This window comes from Gordonia sp. GONU, from assembly GCF_024733855.1.
GTDB classification, from domain to species: Bacteria; Actinomycetota; Actinomycetes; order Mycobacteriales; family Mycobacteriaceae; genus Gordonia; species Gordonia amicalis.
The window spans coordinates 57,772-75,421 of record NZ_JANRHB010000005.1 but is presented as its reverse complement, the minus strand read 5'-3'; the positions used below and the strand labels follow the sequence as shown (position 1 = coordinate 75,421).

At 67.4% G+C, this 17,650-nt stretch carries 17 protein-coding genes; 8 read left to right on the top strand and 9 right to left on the bottom strand.

From position 1 onward, the window contains the following. Positions 1-190: 190 nt before the first annotated feature. From NWF34_RS06935 to cysD, 3 genes are all read right to left on the bottom strand, one after another. Positions 191-970 (bottom strand): 3'(2'),5'-bisphosphate nucleotidase CysQ, encoded by a 780-nt coding sequence (locus NWF34_RS06935; RefSeq protein ID WP_258324493.1) that lies wholly within the window; start codon positions 968-970, stop codon positions 191-193. 91 nt (positions 971-1,061) lie between these two features. Beyond that, entirely contained in the window at positions 1,062-2,942 is a 1,881-nt protein-coding gene (cysC, locus tag NWF34_RS06930; protein WP_258324492.1) for an adenylyl-sulfate kinase, read from the bottom strand. Continuing rightward, positions 2,942-3,856 (bottom strand): sulfate adenylyltransferase subunit CysD, encoded by a 915-nt coding sequence (gene cysD, locus NWF34_RS06925; protein WP_152528563.1) that lies wholly within the window; start codon positions 3,854-3,856, stop codon positions 2,942-2,944. The genes cysC and cysD overlap by 1 nt, the downstream gene beginning before the upstream one ends. A gap of 81 nt (positions 3,857-3,937) precedes the next feature. Between cysD and NWF34_RS06920 the strand changes: the two genes are divergently transcribed. The 3 genes from NWF34_RS06920 (at position 3,938) to NWF34_RS06910 (ending at position 7,206) form a co-directional block, all read left to right on the top strand. Beyond that, complete coding sequence (locus NWF34_RS06920) at positions 3,938-4,867, top strand: IclR family transcriptional regulator (protein WP_258324491.1); 930 nt, start codon at positions 3,938-3,940, stop codon at positions 4,865-4,867. Positions 4,868-5,008: 141 nt separating this feature from the next. Further along, the gene (locus tag NWF34_RS06915) at positions 5,009-5,524 is read left to right on the top strand and encodes a MarR family winged helix-turn-helix transcriptional regulator (RefSeq protein WP_024500113.1); all 516 of its coding nucleotides are present in this window, start codon (positions 5,009-5,011) and stop codon (positions 5,522-5,524) included. A 14-nt stretch (positions 5,525-5,538) separates the two neighbouring features. Then, on the top strand, positions 5,539-7,206 hold the full coding sequence (locus NWF34_RS06910; protein WP_258324490.1) for an FAD-dependent oxidoreductase: 1,668 nt from the start codon (positions 5,539-5,541) through the stop codon (positions 7,204-7,206). A gap of 32 nt (positions 7,207-7,238) precedes the next feature. On the opposite strand, the gene NWF34_RS06905 is transcribed toward NWF34_RS06910, so the two are convergent. Beyond that, entirely contained in the window at positions 7,239-8,330 is a 1,092-nt protein-coding gene (locus NWF34_RS06905) for a Gfo/Idh/MocA family protein (RefSeq protein WP_258324489.1), read from the bottom strand. Positions 8,331-8,567: 237 nt separating this feature from the next. Here NWF34_RS06905 and NWF34_RS06900 point away from each other — a divergent pair, with 237 nt between their 5' ends. The 5 genes from NWF34_RS06900 (at position 8,568) to NWF34_RS06880 (ending at position 13,266) form a co-directional block, all read left to right on the top strand. Further along, positions 8,568-9,038, top strand: a complete 471-nt coding sequence (locus NWF34_RS06900) for a hypothetical protein (protein WP_258324488.1) — start codon at positions 8,568-8,570, stop codon at positions 9,036-9,038. 65 nt (positions 9,039-9,103) lie between these two features. Beyond that, a complete protein-coding gene (locus NWF34_RS06895) occupies positions 9,104-10,033 on the top strand; it encodes an enoyl-CoA hydratase (protein ID WP_258324487.1) in 930 nt (309 codons plus the stop codon). Position 10,034: 1 nt separating this feature from the next. After that, on the top strand, positions 10,035-11,201 hold the full coding sequence (locus NWF34_RS06890) for an acyl-CoA dehydrogenase family protein (protein WP_258324486.1): 1,167 nt from the start codon (positions 10,035-10,037) through the stop codon (positions 11,199-11,201). A gap of 5 nt (positions 11,202-11,206) precedes the next feature. Further along, positions 11,207-12,175 carry an acyl-CoA dehydrogenase family protein gene (locus tag NWF34_RS06885; RefSeq protein WP_258324485.1) on the top strand — a complete coding sequence of 323 codons (969 nt, stop codon included), beginning with the start codon at positions 11,207-11,209 and terminating at the stop codon, positions 12,173-12,175. After that, positions 12,172-13,266, top strand: coding sequence for an acyl-CoA dehydrogenase family protein (locus NWF34_RS06880; RefSeq protein WP_258324484.1), 1,095 nt, complete (start codon positions 12,172-12,174; stop codon positions 13,264-13,266). Before NWF34_RS06885 ends, NWF34_RS06880 begins: the two co-directional genes overlap by 4 nt. A 6-nt stretch (positions 13,267-13,272) precedes the next feature. Here NWF34_RS06880 and NWF34_RS06875 read toward each other — a convergent pair whose 3' ends face one another. The 5 genes from NWF34_RS06875 to hsaB form a co-directional block, all read right to left on the bottom strand. Next, positions 13,273-13,899 carry a TMEM175 family protein gene (locus NWF34_RS06875; protein WP_258324483.1) on the bottom strand — a complete coding sequence of 209 codons (627 nt, stop codon included), beginning with the start codon at positions 13,897-13,899 and terminating at the stop codon, positions 13,273-13,275. Between the two features lie 62 nt (positions 13,900-13,961). Further along, positions 13,962-15,104, bottom strand: coding sequence for a sulfotransferase (locus NWF34_RS06870; RefSeq protein ID WP_258324482.1), 1,143 nt, complete (start codon positions 15,102-15,104; stop codon positions 13,962-13,964). After that, positions 15,097-15,888, bottom strand: a complete 792-nt coding sequence (locus tag NWF34_RS06865; protein WP_258324481.1) for an SDR family oxidoreductase — start codon at positions 15,886-15,888, stop codon at positions 15,097-15,099. Before NWF34_RS06865 ends, NWF34_RS06870 begins: the two co-directional genes overlap by 8 nt. Continuing rightward, positions 15,885-17,081, bottom strand: coding sequence for a hypothetical protein (locus NWF34_RS06860; protein WP_258324480.1), 1,197 nt, complete (start codon positions 17,079-17,081; stop codon positions 15,885-15,887). Before NWF34_RS06860 ends, NWF34_RS06865 begins: the two co-directional genes overlap by 4 nt. Beyond that, positions 17,078-17,650 carry a 3-hydroxy-9,10-secoandrosta-1,3,5(10)-triene-9,17-dione monooxygenase reductase subunit gene (gene hsaB / locus NWF34_RS06855; RefSeq protein ID WP_258324479.1) on the bottom strand — a complete coding sequence of 191 codons (573 nt, stop codon included), beginning with the start codon at positions 17,648-17,650 and terminating at the stop codon, positions 17,078-17,080. The genes NWF34_RS06860 and hsaB overlap by 4 nt, the downstream gene beginning before the upstream one ends.

The following is a 17,650-nucleotide window of genomic DNA, read 5'->3' as shown; positions in this document are numbered from 1 at the left end:
CTCCCTCGCTGAGATGTGACACTCTCGCGAAGGTGACTGTGATCGCTGACACAACAGTTTTACTCTCGCAATGGACTGTTTGTCTATAGATAAACGGAATTTTAGGGGCGATTGTGTCCCTTAGCCGTTGCCGATGTCACTCCACGAACCCGGGGGGACTCGTGATCACTTCCCGATCACACGCCGGCGATCAGCCGCCCGCCCCCTCGGTCGTGACGGTGAGGATCGCCTCGGTGAACTCGGGACGGCAGATCACCAGGTCGGGCAGATACGTGTCGTCGTTGTTGTAGACGAGCGCCGAACCGTCGATGCGTCCGCACCACAGCCCCTTCGCCCGGGCGACGGCCACCGGCGCCGCGGAATCCCACTCGTGCTGGCCGCCCGCGTGCACGTAGGCGTCGGCCTCACCGCGGACCACCGCCATCGCCTTCGCTCCCGCCGATCCCATCGGAAGCACCTCCCCCGCGACCGCCGCCGCGACCTCGTCGGCGAAAGCCGGCGGCCGTGAACTGCTCACCACGACGCGGGGCACGTCGCTGCGTGGTCGCGACGCCAGTCCCGACGTCGGTTCGACCACGGTCTCGTCGTCGAGGTAGGTGACCCCCAGAGCCGGGAGCGCCACGGCCCCGGCGATCAATCCGCCGGTGGCCGACCACAGCGCCACGTGCACGGCCCAGTCCGCGCGGCCGGCGCCCGGCTCGTACGTCCCGTACTCACGCGTGCCGTCGACCGGATCGACTATCCAGACCCGGTCGGCGTGCAACCGGGACTTGTCGTCGGCCGATTCCTCCGACAGCACCGCGTCGTCCGGCCGGGCCTCCGCGAGGCGTCGCAGGAGGAACTCGTTGGACCGCGCATCTCCGGCCCGGCCCAGTTCCTTGCCGGTCAGCCCACTGGTCCGGCGGATGTCCAACAGGAGTTCACCTGCCGCGGTGGCCAGTTCGCCTGCGAGTGCTCGATCGTCGGTCACGCTGTGTCCCTCTCTGGCGGTTGGGCTGGTACACCGGCGCCCCGGTGTCCGGTCATGACATACCCACCGGCATCGCGGGCGAACCGGGGCGTCACAGTCCCAGGTTACGGAGGACCATCTCGGCGACGTCGGCAGGCGCGCCGTCGTCGGGGGTGATGACGAGTTCGGCATGCGTCGGCCGTTCGTAGGGCGAGTCGATGCCGGTGAACTGACTGATCTCACCCCTACGGGCCTTGCCGTACAGCCCCTTCGGGTCCCGACGCTCACATTCCTCGAGCGGGGTGTCGACGAAGATCTCGTAGAACGGCAGGCGTCGCTGTGCGTGGATCTCCCGTGCGCGCTGCCGTTCCTCGGCGAAGGGGCTGATCAGCGAGACGATCGCAACCGCACCCGAATCGGCGAACAGGGCCGCCACCTCACTCGTCCGGCGGATGTTCTCGCGCCGGTCGTCATCGGAGAAACCGAGATCGGAGTTGAGTCCGTGGCGCAGGTTGTCCCCGTCCATCAGGTAGGCGGGTCGGCCCTCGGCGACGAATCGTCGCTCGAGTTCGACGGCGAGGGACGACTTCCCCGACCCCGACAGCCCGGTCAGCCAGATGGTGGCGCCGCGATGCGCCCGGTGCTCGCGGGCGACCTTGCCGGCCTGCCACACGACGTGGCTGTCGTGGCTGACCGGCGCGGTGATCATGCCCGCGCCGACGGTTCGGTTGGTGACCTCGTCGATGAGGATGAAACTCCCGGTGTCACGGTTGCGGCGATAGGAGTCGAACATGACCGGCTCCTGGGTGTGCAGGGTCACCCGCCCGATCTCGTTGAGCGACAGGACCTCGGCGTCCTCGTCGCGATGCAGCGAGTTGACGTCCAGCCGGTAGTTGAGCCCGGTGATCTGCGCGCGGGTCAGCCGCGTTCCACACAGGAGCTGATAACGGCTGTGTCCGCGGAGCTCGGTGTCGTCGTCGAACCAGCAGACCATCGCATCGATCTCGCGCCCGACGTACGGCCGGTTGTTGGGCCGGGCCAGCATGTCGCCACGCACGATGTCGATCTCGTCGGCAAGTTCCACCGACACCGCCATCGACGAGAACGCCTCGTCGACGGCGGCTCCGCCGGGACCCCAGATCTCGGTGATCGTCGTGCTGAAACCGCTCGGCAGGACCACGACCTCGTCGCCCTTGGCGAAGACGCCGCCCGCCACCGTGCCCGCATAGGCACGATGGTCGGCACCGTCGCTGCGTTGCGGACGGATCACGTACTGCACCGGCAGTCGCGCGTCGATGAGATTGCGGTCCGACGCGATGTAGACATGTTCGAGATGGTCGAGCAACGGCCTGCCCCCGTACCACGGCATCTCCGCCGACTGCTCGACGACGTTGTCGCCGCGCAACGCCGACATCGGGATGAAGGTCAGGTCCACGACGTTGAGCTTGGTCGCGAAATCCGCGAAATCCGCACAGATCTCGTCGAACCGTTCCTGAGACCAGTCCACGAGGTCCATCTTGTTGACGCAGACCGTCAGGTGCGGGATCCCGAGCAACGAGGAGAGAAACGCATGCCGCCGAGTCTGTTCCAGCACTCCCTTACGCGCATCGACGAGGATCAGCGCGAGGTCGGCCGTCGACGCGCCGGTCACCATGTTTCGCGTGTACTGAACGTGACCCGGGGTGTCGGCGATGATGAATTTCCGCTTGGGCGTGGCGAAATACCGGTATGCGACATCGATCGTGATGCCCTGTTCCCGTTCGGCGCGCAGTCCGTCGGTCAAGAGGGCGAGGTCGGCGTATTCGTCACCCCGTTCCGCACTGGTCCGCTCGATAGATTCGAGCTGATCGGTGAAGATCGCCTTCGAGTCGTAAAGCAGCCGGCCGATCAGCGTCGACTTCCCGTCGTCGACCGATCCCGCGGTGGCGAGCCGCAACATCTCGGTGGCGCCCCGGACGTCCGGAACACCCCTGCCGGCATCGACCCCGTGCATCAGAAGTAGCCCTCCTTCTTGCGATCCTCCATGCCCGACTCGGAGATCCGGTCGTCGGCGCGCGTGGCCCCGCGCTCGGTCAGCCGGGTCACCTCGATCTCCTCGATCACCTTGCCGACGTCGTCGGCCGTCGACAGGACGCAACCGGTGCAGGTGGCGTCGCCGACGGTGCGGAACCGCACGGTCTCGGTCCGCACCTCCTCCCCCGGAAGTTCTTGCAGGAAGCGTGTTCTCGCCAGCAGCATGCCGTCCCGGGGGATCACCTCCCGCCGGTGGGCGTAGTAGATCGACGGCAGGTCGATGTTCTCTTCGGCGATGTACTGCCAGATGTCCAGCTCGGTCCAGTTCGACAGCGGGAACACCCGGATGTGTTCGCCTTTCGAATGACGACCGTTGTACAGGCGCCATAGTTCGGGGCGTTGATCGCGCGGGTTCCACGCGCCGAACTCGTCTCGGAAGCTGAAGACCCGTTCCTTCGCGCGGGCCTTCTCCTCGTCGCGCCGGGCTCCGCCGAACACGGCGTCGAAGCGGTTCTCGGTGATCCCGCGCAGCAGCGCCGTGGTCTGCAGGCGGTTCCGGCTCGCACCCGGCCCGGTCTGCTCGACGACACGTCCGGCGTCGATGTCGTCCTGCACGGAGCTGACGATCAGCCGGACGCCGGTCTCGGCGACCACGCGATCACGGAACCGGATCACCTCGTCGAAGTTGTGTCCGGTGTCGACATGCATGAGCGGGAACGGGACCGGCGCCGGCCAGAACGCCTTGCGTGCGAGGTGGAACATCACCACCGAGTCCTTGCCGCCCGAGAACAGCAGGACCGGGCGCTCGAAGGTGGCCGCAACCTCCCGGATGATGTGGACCGCCTCGGCCTCCAACGCGGCCAGGTGGGACAACTCGTACCCGTGACGTTCCATCCGGTCGGGCGTGTCGGTCGTGCTCGCCACAGTGCGCAACCCCCTTGACATGTCGAATATTCGACACTAAGTGTTGATAATGTGACATCGACGGTAGGCGACTTCTCCGAGGCGCGTCAACCGGCACGCGCCGGGTCGCCACCGACCGCACGCGTGGTGGCGATCGTCGAACTGCTCGCGGAGGCGAACCAGCCCGCCCTCACCCTCGCCGAGATCGTGCGCCGCACCTCATTGTCGCGCGCGACCGCCCACGCCATCGTCTCCGAACTCGTCGAACACGGCTGGCTTATCCGGGATCAAGCGGCCGGCACCTTCGCCATCGGCCCGGCCTTCGCCATGCTCGCCCGCAACCTGGGCGGCGCCGACCATCTCTTGCGGTGGGCCACGCTCACGGTGCGGGAGCTGTGCGCACGGTTCGATGTCCCGTGCTTCCTCGCGCGCCGCACCGCACCCGACGTCGTGACCCTCGCCGCGCACGCCTTTCCGCCGCATCTCACGCCCGACGCCGGACTGCATCCGTGGTTGCGCGACGGCGCCCGCATCCGCCTGCGCCCACCCATCAGCCGGGAGTTCATCGCCTGGGATTCCGCGCAGGCGCAGGCGGCCTGGATCGCGCGCGCGCCCGAGTCGAGCCGCACCCGCCTCCGGCTTGCCCTCGACGCCGTGGCCGAACGCGGGTACTCGATCGAACGGATGACCGCCGACCACGGGGCGATCATCGATGCGCTCGGCTCGCTGGACACCGTCTCCGACAGCCTGCGGGCCCGGGTCGACGACCTGCTGACCGAACTGTCGGTCATCGATTATCTCCCCGACGAACTGGACGCGTTCGCCGCCGCCGGCGCCGAGGTGCCCGTGGTCACCGTCGGCGCACCCGTCTTCGACGCCGCCGATCACGTCACCGCGGCGATCGTGACCTGCCCCAACACCGCGCTTCGCGCCGACGATCTACGCAAACTGGCCGAGGCCACCCGTGACGCGGCACGTGGGATTTCGGCGCATCTCCACTGAATCTCACGACCCGATTCGGCCCGATCGTGATGTACACTACGTCTCTATTATTTATAACTAGAGAAGTTCCGTGGTCCATCCCCGCGCTCCTCCTGCCTCACGGCAGGTCCCGCGCGTCACCCCGATCGCCGAGGAGGCTCCATGTCGATCGACGACAGAACCCCCGACGTCATCTCCGACCCGGTCGATTGGGCTGCCCATTTCTGGGATCAGCAGGCCCTCGACGGCGATGAGAGGCGTTTCCTGACCCTGACGTCGCTGTTGCGTTACCAACGGATCGTCGCCGATGCGGTGGACGTGAAGCTGAAGGCACATGGCCTCAACATGACGGACTACCTCCTGCTCATGACACTTCTCCTGTCCGAGACCGGCACCCGCCTGATCTCCGCGCTCGCACGCAACCTCCTGGTCCACGCGACCACCGCGACCCTCGCCACCGACCGCCTCGAGTCCAGGGACCTGCTGGAGCGGAGCCCCCACCCGACCGACCGCCGCGCCACCTGCGTGACCATCACCGACAAGGGACGCGACGCCGCGCGCGCGGTCACCAGTGCTCTCACCGCCGACGAGTTCGGCATGCACGGCGGCACCGATCAAGACGTCGAACAGCTCCGCGCCGCTCTGACCGCGATGCGACAGTCCGTCGGCGACGCCTAGAAACGAGCCTCCAGATGCCCCACGTGATCACCAGACCCTGCTGCAACGACGCATCGTGCGTGAGCGTGTGCCCGGTCAACTGCATCCATCCGACGCCCGCCGATCCGGACTTCTTCACCGCAGAATCCCTGTACATCGATCCGGACACCTGCATCGACTGTGGTGCCTGCGTCGACGAATGCCCGGTGGACGCGATCCTGCCGGAGGAATCCCTACAGCCCGCCGACGAGCCCTACCTGCGGATCAACGCGGACTATTACCGCGATCACGACGTCGAGGGAGGGCTGGTCGACAGCCCACGGCAACCGAAGCTGCCCCCGGGTGACCTGCACGTGGCGATCGTCGGCGCCGGACCCGCGGGCCTGTATGCCGCCGAACAGCTCGTCCGCACGGCGCGGATCTCCGTCGACATGTTCGATCGCCTGCCCACACCCCACGGCCTCGTGCGTGCGGGGGTCGCACCCGATCATGCGCTGACCAAAGGTGTCGAGAAGAACTTCGACCGCGTCGCGGCCAAGAAGAACTTCCGTTACCTGCTCAACGTGACCGTGGGGCAACACATCCGGCACGAGGAACTCGCCGCGCGCTATCACGGGGTGATCTATGCGGTCGGAGCCGCGCACGATCGTCGGCTCTCGATCGCGGGTGAGGATCTCCCCGGATCAGCGTCGGCAACCGACTTCGTCGGCTGGTACAACGGACATCCCGACCACGCCGGCGCGACCCACGACCTGTCCGGCGACCGCGCCGTGGTGATCGGCAACGGCAATGTCGCACTCGACGTCGCCCGCATCCTGGTCACGGCACCCGAGGTGCTGGCCACCACCGACATCGCCGATCACGCACTGGAGCAACTGAGGTCGTCGTCCATCACCGAGGTGGTGGTGCTGGCGCGACGTGGTATCGCACACGCGGCGTTCACCAACAGCGAGTTCCTGGCGCTGGGCTCCATCGACGGTGTCGACGTGGTCATCGATCCGGAGGAACTGGTACTCGACGCGACCACCGAGGCGCAGCTCGCCGCCGGCACGCTCGATTCCACCGTGGCCACCAAGATCCGTCTCGCGCAGGAGTTCTCCGCACGTCCGCGGGTCCCCGGCCGTCGCCGGATCGTGTTCCGCTTCCTCGCCGACCCCGTCGAGATCGTCGGCGAGGGAAGGGTTTCCGGCATCCGAGTCCGAAAGAACCAGTACGCCGCGGACGGTACGGCGGTGACGCCCACCGACACGGTCACCGAACTCGCCACCGGGCTGGTGTTGCGCTCGATCGGCTACCGCTGCGCCCCCGTCGACGGTCTGCCGTTCGACCCGGACCGTTCGGTGGTCCCCAACGAAGCCGGCCGAGTCACCGACACCGACGGCGCGGTCATCCCCGGTCTGTACGTCACGGGCTGGATCAAGCGGGGTGCCACCGGCGGCATCGGACGGAACCGGGCCTGCGGCCAGGAGACGGCGTCGGCGTTCCTCGACGACGTGGTCGAGGGAAAGCTGCCCGAACCGTCCGCTTTCCGCGACGACATCGAATCCCTTGTCGCCGACCGCGGGGGCCATCCGATCGACCTGGAGGGATGGAAGCGCATCGACGCGACCGAACGGGCGGCGGGCAAGGCCGCGGGACGACCGCGGGTCAAGCTGGTCGACGCGGCCGCCATGACCGCTCTGGCGAGTTCTGTCACGGCCTGACGACCGGCCGGCGGTGCCGGCCGGTCCGGGGATCAGACCGGCTCGATGCGTTCGGTCCCACCGGAGCGCATCGAACGGAGCATCGCCATGTGCACCGCCGTGTTGGCGACCCCGTCGTCGAACGTCGCCGGCCCGGCCGCGGCAGGGTCGTTGCCACCGGACAGAATCCGCTGCCGCACAGCCTCGTACATCGTGCGCGTCGGTTCGCGGAGCATCCCCGAAGCACCGGAGAGGGCACGGGACAGCGTGTTGGTCGACACCAGATCGGTGATCGTGGGATCGGTGGTCGCAGCGGCGCGGGGTGCCGCAGCGACCAGGACCTGCCGGCCCGAACCGTCATCGACGACGATCGACCCGTCCGGGTCGGTCCATACGCAGCCCTTTGTTCCGCTGATCCGCTGAACGCTCAGGCCGGAACCCGCGGTCCCCACGGAGCTGAGGATGGTCCCGACGGCCCCGGCACAGGTCACGAACTGCGCCGCGAACGTGTCCCCGACATCCCAGTTCCGTTCGGTCACCTGCTGCTCGAGAACCGTCACAGAGGCCAACTCCCCGAGCAGCCCGCGGATCTCGTCGATGAGGTGTTGCACCTCTGCGTTGAACCAACCACCGAACGCGGCCCGCTCACCGAACCACCCCGGGACGGTGGCGCCGACCCCGGCGAGGGTGCTGCTCAACCGGGTGTGGGTGAACAGCTTCGGTGCACCGATCAGCCCCGATCCGACGGCCTCGCGCGTCGCGATCCGGTCGCCGAGGAAACGGAACTCGTGGCCGACCACGCCGAGCACACCGGCCGCACGCACGGCGTCACGCATCCGCTTCGCATCGTCGAGCGAGTGCGCAAAAGGCTTCTCGCACATCACGTGCCGTCCGGATTCGGCCGCCCGGATCACGAGCGGGGCGTGAGTGTCCGGAGGGGTTGCCACCACGACCAGGTCCACAGCGGGGTCGTCGAGCACTTCGTCGAGGTCGACGGTGGCGCGGTGCACCCCGGCCGCTGCCGCCCGCTCCTCCGTACGTTCCCGATCACGGCCGACCAGCCAGCGGACGTCGATCCCGGCGTCCCGCATCGCCGGCGCGTGAGTGAGCAGGCCCCAACCGGTGCCGACTATCGCCGCACCCACAGGTCTGTCATCGGATACCACTCGACCTCCGTCCACCACTCCGGGGCCTGGCGCGCCGGATTTCTGCACAGCACAGATTAGTCTACGTCTAGATATTCGTTATCTAGATGTTTCGGGCACTCCACCCATCAACCGAACCCGATTCGCGCAGAACGTGACGAAAATCCGCCCCCTTCGCGACAATCGCCAGGAGTCGGATCGACGACCGACCGCCGCCGACACGCGAGGAGATCGAACATGGCACGGACGACGACGTTCACCAGGCTGGCCACGGCAGCCCTGGCGCTGGCCGCCGCCGCGGGCCTCGGACTGTCCGGCACGGGCGAGGCCGCAGCGTCCCGTGAGTTCCCGGTCTCCAACTGCATCGGGCCCAGCCCGAACGTCATCGACCTCCCGTTCATGGTCCGCCGCGCCATCGTCGACACCTACGCCGGGAACGCCTACATCGCGGCCGACTTCCCGAGCTACTTCCCCGGCGGCTACCAGTCGTCGTTGCGGATGGACTGGCACAACCAGTCCACCGGCAAGCGTGGTTCGAAGCTCAGCAACACCCGCGTCCGCCCGCCCTATCAGGGTGTCCACTACTTCGTCATCCCGGTGTCGCAGATCGGCCGGGGCCGGGTCGACGTCACGTTCAGCGCGGTCAACAGCAACGCCCTGTGGAGCGTGCCGTCCACCAGTTGCCGCGGGACCATCGTCGTTCCCTGATCCTTCGGATGCGACGCGGCCTCCCCCACTACCAACCAAGCACTTGCTAGGTTACGCTCGTGGACATGAGTGATGCCGCCATCCCGCCCGCACTCGGACCCGATGACCTCGGCCCGGACACCACTCCGGTCGCCTATGAGGTCGGCGGTCCCGAAGGTGCCGTCGCGTACGTGACCCTGAATCGTCCCGAGTACCGCAATGCACAGAACTCGGTCATGACGTATTCGCTCGACGCCGCCTTCCGCAAGGCCGTCGAGGACACGGCCGTGAAGGTGATCGTCCTGCGTGCCAACGGCAAACACTTCTCGGCCGGGCACGACATCGGCACCCCCGAGCGCGACTTCGACACCTACTACGAGAACGCCGCCGTCCTGCACTGGGATCACACCGACAAGACCGGCGCCGATCAGCGTCTCGCCCGCGAGATGGAGGTGTACATGGGGATGTGCCGCCGCTGGCGTGACATCCCCAAGCCGCTCATCGCGCAGGTCCACGGGGCGTGCGTCGCAGGTGGCCTGATGCTGGCCTGGATCTGTGACTTCATCGTCGCCTCCGACGACGCGTTCTTCTCCGACCCGGTTGCGCGCATGGGCATCCCGGGCGTCGAGTACTTCGCGCACGCGTACGCCCTCGGCACCCGCCGTGCCAAGGAGATCCTGTTCACCGGTGAGCGCTTCACCGCCACGCAGGCCGCCGACTGGGGCATGGTCAATCACGTCACGCCACGGGATCAGCTCGAGTCCAAGGTGAACGAGATCGCCGAGAAGGCGGTCGCGATGCCGATGCAGGGCCTCTTCCTCAGCAAGAAGGCCGTCAACATCTGCGAGGACCAGATGGGTCTGCGCAATTCGATGGACTCGGTCTTCGGCTGGCACCACTTCGCCCACTCGGCCAACGCCGAGGCGTCGGGCGGCGATTCGCTGGGCGGGATGGACGCCAAGTCGATGAAGGCCGCGGGGTCGACAGCGAACGCGGCGTCGGGATCGAGTAGCTGACATGGACCTTCTGTTCGACGACACGGCCCAGCAGTTCCGGTCCGAGGTCCGCGCCTGGCTGACCGAACACGTTCCGCGCGAGCCGCTTCCGTCCATGGACACCGCGGAGGGGTTCGAAGCCCACCGCGAATGGGAACGCACGATGGCAGCCGACCGCATGTCGGTCGTCAGCTGGCCCGAGGAATTCGGCGGGCGCGACGCCCCGCTCCTCCACTGGGTGATCTTCGAAGAGGAGTACTACCGGTCGGGTGCACCGGGCCGGGTCAGCCAGAACGGCATCTTCCTGCTCGCACCGACGCTGTTCGAACACGCGAGCCCGGCACAGCTGGACCGCATTCTGCCGAGGATGGCTCGCGGTGACGACATCTGGGGTCAGGCGTGGAGCGAACCGGAGGCCGGCAGCGACCTCGCGTCGCTCCGTTCGACGGCGGTGCGCACCGACGGCGGTTGGCTGCTGAACGGTCAGAAGACCTGGAGTTCACGATCGAGCTTCGCCGACCGGGCATTCGGACTGTTCCGCACCGACAAGGAAGCCCAGCGACACAAGGGCCTGACCTACTTCATGTTCGACCTGCGCGCCGAGGGCGTCACCGTCCGCCCCATCGCGCAACTCGACGGCGAAGCCGGATTCGCGGAACTGTTCCTGGAGAACGTCTTCGTGCCCGACGATCCGGCCGACCCCGGCGAGTCCGGTGTCATCGGCGAGGTCGACAACGGCTGGCGGGTCGCCATGAGCACCGCGGCCAACGAACGCGGACTCTCGCTGCGTGCTCCTGGTCGCTTCCTCGCCACCACCGATCGGCTCGTGGAGCTGTGGCGGTCGAAGCGGGACGAGGTCCCCTCGACGGCCAACACCGACTCGCGAGTCGCCGATGCCTGGATCGGCTCCCGGGCCTACGAGTTGTCGACGTACCAGACGGTGAGCCGTCTCGCCGCCGGCGGACAACTCGGCATGGAGTCCTCGATCAACAAGGTGTTCTGGTCACAGTGGGACATCGCCGCCCACGAGACCGCTCTCGACCTGCAGGGACCGGACGCCGAGCTCGACGACGCCTGGATGGACGGCTACCTGTTCTCCCTGTCCGGTCCGATCTATGCCGGCACCAACGAGATCCAACGCAATGTCATCGCCGAGCGACTCCTCGGCCTTCCTCGTGGAGATCGCTGATACCCATGGACTTCCAACTCTCCGACATCCACACGGATCTCGCCGCCACCGTCGACGCCATGCTCGGCAAGGCCGACATGCCCGCTGCCGCCCGCGCCTGGGCGGCCGGTGACCGAACAGCCGTCGCCAAGGTCTACTCACAGCTCGCCGACGCCGGGGTCTGCGGCCTGCTCATCGACGAATCGCACGGGGGCAGCAGCGCCGGCGCCGTCGAGATGGTCGTCGCGGTGGAGCAGCTCGGACGCCATTGCGCACCCGGTCCTATCGTGGAAAGCGTTGCCGTCCTCCCGATCCTGCTGCGTGACGCGGACGTGACCGGACCGCTCAACGGTCTCGCCGAGGGCCGGCTGGCGACCTGCGCCATCGCCCCGCTGCAACCGCTCGCGCCCGACGTCGAGTCCGCCGACGTCTACGTCGTCTCCGACGGTGTCCTCTCGACCGCCACCGTGCTGAGCACCGAGCCGTCCGTGGACAGCACCCGCACGCTGTCGCGGGTCGCACCGGACAAGACCCTGGGGTCGGGGGTCGACCCGTCCGACGCCGTCGACGCGGGGGCACTGGCCACCGCAGCCGAACTCCTCGGTCTCGGCCAGGCGATGCTCGGCCTCGCGAGCGAGTATGCACAGTCCCGCAAGCAGTTCGGCCGGCCGATCGGCTCCTTCCAGGCGGTGAAGCACCACCTGGCCGATGTCGCCATCGCCCTCGAGATGGCCCGTCCCCTGGTTCATGCCGCGGCACTGGGAATCGACGGTCAGGTACCCGAGGAGACGAATGTGTCGCGGGATGTGTCGGCGGCGAAGGTCGCGGCGGCCGACGCCGCCCACCTGTCGGCCCGGCGCTCCCTTCAGGTACTCGGGGCGATCGGTTACACCGCCGAACACGACATCTCCCTGTACATCACCAAGACGCGAGCACTCCTGTCCGCCTGGGGTTCGCCCGCCGTCCATCGTCGACGCATCCTGGAGACACTGTGACCGCCGACCTGTCGATCTCGGCCGAGGAACGCGAAGCGCTGGCCGAAGCCGTCCGTGATCTGCTCCGTCGCCGGGGAGACTCCGCGTCGGTCCGGACCGCGATGGCCTCGGCCGAACGCATCGACGCCGGACTGTGGCAGACGCTGTGCACCGAGATCGGCGTGGCGGCGCTTCCCATACCGGAGGACGCCGGCGGTGCCGGGGCGTCGTGGATCGAACTGGCCGCCGTGCTGGAGGAACTCGGTGCGGCGCTCAGTCCGGTGCCCGCCTTCGGGTCGTCGGTGCTGGCGACCGGCGCGATCCTGCTGGCGCAGGACGACGACATCGCGTCACACCTCCTTCCCGCACTGGCCTCAGGTGAGCAGACGGCCGCGTTGTGCTGGGCCGGTGAACGCGGATGGAACACCCCGGGCGTGCACGCGGACGCCGGATTGCTGTCGGGCACCGCGCACTTCGTCGTCGATGCCGAATCCGCGGACACGCTCCTCGTGCTGGCGTCGGGACCGGGTGAGCACGTGACCCTCCATTCCGTCGCGGCTGATGCCGCCGGTGTCACGGTGTCGCCGTTGACTCTTCTCGATCCGACGCGCGCGTTGTCCTCGGTGCGGTTCGACGAGGTCGCGTCCACCGTGATCCCGACGCCGTCGGACCTGACCGGCCGCCTGCGGACGCTCGGTTGGGCGTTGCTCTCGGCCGAGCAGGTCGGCGGCGCCCAGCGCGCGCTCGACCTCACCGTCGAGTACACCAAGTCCCGCAAGCAGTTCGGACGCACCATCGGCTCGTTCCAGGCGCTCAAGCACCGCATGGCCGACATGTACGTGCTCGTCGAGACCGCGCGCTCGATCTCACGTGCAGCGGTGGCCGCGGTCGCCGTCGAGGATCCGGACGCGGCGGAACTCTCACTCGCCGCTCACGTGTACTGCTCGGACGCCTACCGGCGAATCGCCGGCGAGGCCATCCAGTTGCACGGCGGCATCGGCATCACCTGGGAGCACGACATCCAGCTGTACTTCAAGCGCGCCCAGGCGTCGTCACAGCTGCTGGGTGCCCCGCACACCGCGGTCGCCGAAACGGCAGCGGGCCTTCGGTAACGGCTCTCAGTCGGGGTTGCGCACCCGCGACAGCAACCTCTCGATGGGGTCGGTGAGCACGAGCAACAGGAGCGGCCAGTTCCCGCTCTTCGGGTACACGAGGGCGATGGCCAACGCGACCGCGAGCGCCAGCAGGGTTCCCCAGCCACCCGACGACCTCGTCCAGCGATCGGTGGCCTCGTCGTCGACGAGCAGATCCCGATGCCGATGCCCCCACTGCCCGATCGCGACGAGCGCGGCCACCGACATCGCGAGTACGCCGATGTAGAGCACGGTCGCCCATTCCACCCGGCTGTCGTCGACCATCGCCGTGGCGAACGGCAGGACCACGATGGTGAGCAGCCAGACGAAGGTGAGGTTGACCAGAACCCGGTCGTAGGCGCGGAAGTACTCCATCGTCTGATGGTGTTGGCGCCAGAGGACCCAGATGACCACGAAGCTGATGAAGAAGCTCGTCAGCTCGAGGGAGTGATCCGACACCACCTCGCCGATCGAGGTCTCCTCCGGCAGGTCATTCGCGATGTCGACCAACGGGAGCACCAGCAGCGTCAGCGCGATTGCCACCACCGCGTCCGCGAACGCGATCAGCCGGCTCAGACCTTCTTCCGACTTCCGACTCTCCGGTGCGGCCATGGGTTGCACTGTAGATCGGGTCCGGTCTCCCGCGCGCGGCAATCGACGGCGGGAACGTTCCGCTATTCGCCGAACGCCGCCTCGACCATCGCCTCGTCGAGCCCGTAGTCGGCGAGCTGGTAGCGGTGCTGCGGTTTCCGGGCCCCGGCCTTGCTCTCCTCGTCGAGTGCGGTCACCGCGCCGCGGGCCGCGTCGGACATGGGGGTGTCGAGAGCCGCGTAGACGCGTTCGACGGTGCCCATCGGGTCCGAGCGGAGGTCGGCGAAGTCGATGTCGAGGAACTGTGCGGGATCGTATTTCGCACGGGCGCGGGAGAACTCGCGCAACCCCCGTGACCACAGTTCGAGCTGATCCTGTCCGATCTGGTCGCCGGTGAAGGTCGTCGACCAGTCGGGGGTGGCGTGCTCGGCGAGACTACACATCGACGCGATGATGGTGCTGGGCGCGCGGTGCGTCTGGATCACCAGCGCATCCGGGTAGGCGGCCATCAGGGCGTCGAGCGCGAACAGGTGACTCGGGTTCTTGAGCACCCACCGCTTGCCCGGATCGTTGAGGCCGATCAGCTGCAGGTTCTTGCGATGGCGCAGGTACGCCGGCGTCCAGTCCTGCTGGGCAAGCCAGCGCGAGTAGGTCGGGATGTGGGCGAGCGACTCGTAGGAGATCGAGGTGACGCTCTGCCGCAACAGCTGCCAGCATTCCTCGACCTCGCCCGCGTCCATGTAGTGCAGGCCCATGAACTCCGGGTTCTCGACGTGGTGCTGCTCGAAACCGGTCTGGATCTGCTGGTACACCGGGTTGTCGGTCCACGTGTCGCGGGGAGGCCGCGGCTGTGGGAACTCCGCGAGCCACATCTCGAGTCCCTGGTGAGCCGGGTCCGCGGCCAGGAGCCGGTGCAGGGCAGTCGTTCCCGTACGCGGGAGGCCGGTCACGAAGATCGGCCGGGTTATCTCGACGTCGGTGTGTTCCGGGTTCGCCTTCCACGACGCCTCGCTCAGCAGCCTGGCGACGAGCGCCCCCTTCAGGAAGAAGCGGAACATCTTGCTGCCCAGCTCGGTCAGCCCGGCCTCGGAACGGTAGGAGTCGAGCAGGATCCCCAGCGGCTCGAGGTAGTCGGTGCCGCCGAAGTCCTCGAGACCGGTCGCACGGGTGGCCGACGCGTGCAGGTCTTCGATGGTCCCGACGTCGGTCCGCTGCGCACTAGTCATGGTATTCACCGCAATTCACGTCCAGGGTGTGCCCGGTGATCGCCCGCGCCATCGGCGAGGCGAGAAACACGACGGCATCGGCGATCTCGTCCGGCTCGGGCAGTCGTTTGAGATCGGATTTCGACGCGGTCTGCTCGTAGACCTGCTCGGGGGTGATCCCGTACTTCTTGGCAACCTCGCCGAAGTACCACTTGAGCTGGTCGTCCCAGATGTAGCCCGGCGCCACCGAATTGATGCGAACACCCCGCTCCCCCAGCTCCGACGCCAGCGTTTGCGACATGGCGAGCAGGGCCGACTTGGCGATCTTGTAGCTGCCGTACCGCGGTTCCGAGTGCCGGATGACCATCGAGTTGATGTTCACGATCGACCCGTCCGACTCGGCGAGCGCATCGGTGAACGACTTGATGACCCGCAGCGTCCCGACGACCGTCACCTCGATGCTGTTGGTGATCTGGTCGAAGTCCGTGCGGCCCAGCGGTTTCATCGACGGCAGGGCGAAAGCGTTGTTGACCAGGACGTCCACCCGGCCGAACTCGGCGAGCGTGGTGGCCACCAGGTTGTCGACGGCGGTGTCGTCGGTGATGTCGGTGGGAACGACGAGGCTCGTGCCTCCCGCGGCATCGATCTCCGCGGCAACCTCTTTCAACCGTGATTCGGTACGTGCGGCGAGCACCACCCGCGCACCCTCGGCGGCGGCGCGATGACAGATCGAACGCCCCAGCCCCGGACCCACACCCGAGACGACGACCACCTTGCCGTCGAGAAGGCCCGCTCCAGCACTCATCCCAGCATCCTCTCGGCGAATGCGCGTTGCCGTGCCGCGATCCGCTCTGACCATCCGGCCTGATCGATCTTGTTGTGTTCGAGGTGCGGCAGGTGCGCGGCCACCTCGTCGATGCCGACGACCGTCGCGCTCGGTCCGAGCTCCGGTCCGATCGGCGAGTCGCTGCGCTGCCAGCGGAACTGGAGGATGCCCTGCTGACGGCCGGTCGTCTCGATCCAGTTGGCGACGCCGGGATCGCGGTGGGACACGACCATCCGGATCACGCCGTCCGGATCGACCTGCGCCTGTGCGGAATTGAGGCTCGTCTGGTGGTTGACGTAGTCGAGCGAGATGTACCACATACTGCCGAGCTGGAATCCCTGATAGGGCGCATCGGATTTCGGGATGGAGATCACCATCGCCTCGTCGGGACCCAACCGGTAGTGGCCCACCGACGAGAACTGAGTGCTCAACCCGCCCGGGGTCTGGCGGGGCGGCGTGAAGGTGTTGACCGGTTCGTCGAGGTAGAACCACTTGGGAAAATTGAACCAGGTGTTGATGCGAGCGGTCAGCATCTTTCCCGCGGTCGCGTACCGGCGTGCGACGCGGGCGAGATCGGCCTCGTCCGGCGCGGTCCCGACCGTGTCGACACGTTCGATCGTGATCGAGCCCTTGCGCTCGGTCCAGTCGGAATACACTTCGCGGACCGCCAGCATCGACGCCCCCTCACCGAGGGCGAAATAGTTGTCGGGCGGGTCGGGAATCACCGGACCGAAGGTCAGCTCGAACGTGCCGTCGTCGGCGATGGTCAGGCGACGGTCGTCGAAGGCGTCCTCCCCGCCGGGCACCGCGGACGGCGTGTAGTCGCCGCGCAGGACCTGGAAGCTGAGATCGGTTGTGGTACCCCGGCGTCCGCGGACCAGATAGGTTCCGGTCGGCTCGACATCCGCGTGGTAATAGAGCGTGTCCGGGTTGTCCAAGCCCATCTTGGTCGACGGTCCGGTCGAGGTCACGAAGTTCGGATGCGACAGGGACCGGCCGCGGACCAACTGGATGATCGCGGCGATGCTGCCCGCGAGGTAATCGTAGCCCTCGGCGAGATCCTGCTCCGTCTCCGCGAACTCCGCGGAGGCGATCAGCCTCTCGGCCTCGGCTATCGAATCGGTGAGGGGTTTCGTGATGTCCTTCGGTACTGCGATCTCTCGCGAGCTCATAGCCAGGTGTCTCCGCCCGTCCACGTGAGGAAGTTCTCGAGTTCGGCCTGAGCCGGTGTCACCCGCGGATGCTCCGTCGACAGGTAGCCGCCCCGATAGAAGAGCAACGGCTTGTCCTGCAACACCTCTCCGAGCGTGAGCGCACGGCCGATGACGATGTGGTGATCGCCGCCGTCGGTCACCCGTTCGACGTCGCACTCGACCCAGGTCAGTCCATGCCGGATGACCGGCAGACCGGCCGGTGACGGGTCCCAGATGATGTTGGCGAACTTGTCGTCACCCGGGGCGCCGAAGGCCGCGCTCACGTCCTCCTGCCGGTTGGACAGCACGTTGACGCAGAACTTGCCGGTTCGTTCGATGACCTTCCAGCTCCGCGAGGTCTTCATCGGGCAGAACAGCACGAGTGGCGGGTCGAGGGACAGCGCAGCGAAGGACTGGCAGGCGAACCCGACCGGTTTGCCGTCGTCGTCGAGTGTCGTGATGACCGTGACACCGGTGCAGAACTGCCCCATCGCGGTACGGAACTGCCGGGAGTCGAACTCCGCCGACCCGTATGGCGTCTGGGCCAT

Excerpts from the sequence above, each read along its gene's own strand:
- cysC (WP_258324492.1), bottom strand. The coding sequence starts at position 2,942 with ATGCACGGGGTCGATGCCGGCAGGGGTGTTCCGGACGTCCGGGGCGCC.
- cysD (WP_152528563.1), bottom strand. The coding sequence starts at position 3,856 with ATGGAACGTCACGGGTACGAGTTGTCCCACCTGGCCGCGTTGGAGGCC.
- NWF34_RS06915 (WP_024500113.1), top strand. The coding sequence starts at position 5,009 with ATGTCGATCGACGACAGAACCCCCGACGTCATCTCCGACCCGGTCGAT.
- NWF34_RS06910 (WP_258324490.1), top strand. The coding sequence starts at position 5,539 with ATGCCCCACGTGATCACCAGACCCTGCTGCAACGACGCATCGTGCGTG.
- NWF34_RS06900 (WP_258324488.1), top strand. The coding sequence starts at position 8,568 with ATGGCACGGACGACGACGTTCACCAGGCTGGCCACGGCAGCCCTGGCG.
- NWF34_RS06895 (WP_258324487.1), top strand. The coding sequence starts at position 9,104 with ATGAGTGATGCCGCCATCCCGCCCGCACTCGGACCCGATGACCTCGGC.
- NWF34_RS06890 (WP_258324486.1), top strand. The coding sequence starts at position 10,035 with ATGGACCTTCTGTTCGACGACACGGCCCAGCAGTTCCGGTCCGAGGTC.
- NWF34_RS06885 (WP_258324485.1), top strand. The coding sequence starts at position 11,207 with ATGGACTTCCAACTCTCCGACATCCACACGGATCTCGCCGCCACCGTC.
- NWF34_RS06875 (WP_258324483.1), bottom strand. The coding sequence starts at position 13,899 with ATGGCCGCACCGGAGAGTCGGAAGTCGGAAGAAGGTCTGAGCCGGCTG.
- NWF34_RS06870 (WP_258324482.1), bottom strand. The coding sequence starts at position 15,104 with ATGACTAGTGCGCAGCGGACCGACGTCGGGACCATCGAAGACCTGCAC.
- NWF34_RS06865 (WP_258324481.1), bottom strand. The coding sequence starts at position 15,888 with ATGAGTGCTGGAGCGGGCCTTCTCGACGGCAAGGTGGTCGTCGTCTCG.
- NWF34_RS06860 (WP_258324480.1), bottom strand. The coding sequence starts at position 17,081 with ATGAGCTCGCGAGAGATCGCAGTACCGAAGGACATCACGAAACCCCTC.
- hsaB (WP_258324479.1), bottom strand. The coding sequence starts at position 17,650 with ATGGCCCAGACGCCATACGGGTCGGCGGAGTTCGACTCCCGGCAGTTC.